A 2043-nucleotide genomic window follows, 5' to 3' on the forward strand; every position below is an offset into this window, starting at 1 on the left:
GTCCCTTGAAGAGCGTGGTCAAGGTGGACGCGGAAATTCCCGGATGTCCCATCGACCCCACCGAGTTCGCGCGCATCACCAAGGAGCTGCTGCTGGGCCGCGCACCCTGGATAGCCGACTTCCCGGTGTGCGTGGAGTGCAAGCAGGCGGGCAACGTGTGCCGCTACGAAATGGGCAAGATGTGCCTTGGCATCATCACCCGCGCGGGCTGCAAGGCCGCCTGCGTTTCCCAGGGCGCCCACTGCTGGGGTTGCCGGGGCCTGGTGCCCGGAGCAAACCTCGACGCCGCGCGCATCGTCATGGACCGCCCCGGCACCAGCCGCAAGGCCATCCAGGACCTCCTGCGCTTCTTCCTGGGCGATACCGGCGCCGCCCTCTAGTCACGACGTCAGCCAGCGGCCCGGCTTGGGGCCGAGGAGAGGAGAGACCATGGCCAAGACTTCCGCGAAGACCGCACCCGCAAAACCCAAAAAGGCCAAGTCCCCGGCGACGCCTGTTTCCGTGCCCGAAAACGTGCCGGGCCCCAAGAAGGTCCGCGTCCATTACCTGACCCGCGTGGAAGGCCACGGCAACATCGTGGTCGACGTGGAGGCCGACGGCAGCGTTTCCACCTGCCGCTGGGAAGTGCCCGAGGCCCCGCGCTTCTTCGAGGCCATGCTCGTCGGGCGCGACTACACCGACGTGCACCACATCGTCTCGCGCATCTGCGGCATCTGCGCCATTGGCCATCAGCTGGCCAGCCTCCAGGCCACGGAAGACGCGCTGAACATCAACGTGAGCGAGCAGACGCACCTGCTGCGCCGCCTGGCCCTGCACGCCGAGAATCTGCAAAGCCACCTGCTGCACATCGCCTATCTCGTGCTGCCGGACCTCATGGGCGTGGATTCCATCCTGCCCCTGGCCCAGACCCACAAGGACGCCGTGCTCAAGTTCATCGCCGCGCGCCGGGTGAGCAACGAATTCAGCCGCATCATCTGCGGCCGCACCACGCATCCCCAGCGCATGACCCCCGGCGGCTTCACCATGTTCCCCAGCACCGACGACCTGGTGAGCCTGCGCGCCATGCTGGTGGACACCCTGCCCAATCTGGACTTCGCCGTGGATTTCTTCGCCGGCCTGCGGGACAAGTTCCCCCAGTTCGAGCGTGAGACCGAGTACGTGGCCCTGGTCTCCCCGGCGGAATACGCCATGTACTGGGGCGAGATCGGCTCCAGCCGCGACGAGCGCCGCCCGGTGCGCCAGTACCGCAACATCACCCGCGAGTATCTGATTCCCACCTCCACCGCCAAGTGGACCAAGAACCAGGGCGAGTCGTACATGGTGGGAGCCCTGGCCCGCTTCAACCTGAACGCCGATTTCCTCATGCCGCGCGCCAAAGCTGCGGCCAAGAAACTGGGCCTCAAGAAGGGCGAGACCAACCCCTTCCTCATCACCCTGGCCCAGCTGGTGGAATGTGTGCACACGGTGGAGGAAGCCATCACACAGGTGGACGAGCTGCTCGTGCGCGGCATCCGCGAGGAGGCCCCGGCAAAACCCGCGCATGTGTCCGCCGGACGCGGCGCGGGAGCCGTCGAAGTGCCGCGCGGCATCCTGTTCCACTTCTACGAATACGACGACGCCGGGCGCATCTTCCAGGCCGACTGCGTCATTCCCACCAACCAGAACCACGCCAACATCCAAAAGGATCTGGATGCGCTCGTGCCCAGGCTCTCCGGCCTGTCCGAGAAGGACCTGGAACTTAAGCTGTCCATGCTGGTGCGGGCCTACGACCCCTGCATCAGCTGCTCCACCCACTGCATCGATGCGCGCGGCCTGGACGACGGCGCGCGCAGTCTGGTGCGCTTCAACAGAAAGTAGGATGAGGGCAGGGGGGAGGCTCCGTCGTCCCCCCTGCACCCCCCTCCGGCGGGGGCTGTGCGCCCCCGAACCCCGCACAGGCAAACGCCACGTCCCCTTCAAGCGATGCTTGAAGGGGACGTGGCGTTTGGTGAACACTGTGGCAAGGTGTTCAAGATGCAAGCGGGGCACGAAGAACTAACATGC

The 2043-nt window shown here is 66.0% G+C and carries 1 protein-coding gene and 1 pseudogene; both read left to right on the forward strand.

Annotated features, from left to right (window positions below):
• Positions 1-380, forward strand: a pseudogene (locus tag VN419_RS12635) (hypothetical protein); the annotation flags it as partial.
• A 49-nt stretch (positions 381-429) separates the two neighbouring features.
• Positions 430-1857, forward strand: coding sequence for a Ni/Fe hydrogenase subunit alpha (locus tag VN419_RS12640; protein ID WP_325647577.1), 1428 nt, complete (start codon positions 430-432; stop codon positions 1855-1857).
• Positions 1858-2043: the final 186 nt, after the last annotated feature.

It is taken from the genome of Humidesulfovibrio sp. (assembly GCF_035560995.1).
Lineage (GTDB): Bacteria > Desulfobacterota > Desulfovibrionia > Desulfovibrionales > Desulfovibrionaceae > Humidesulfovibrio.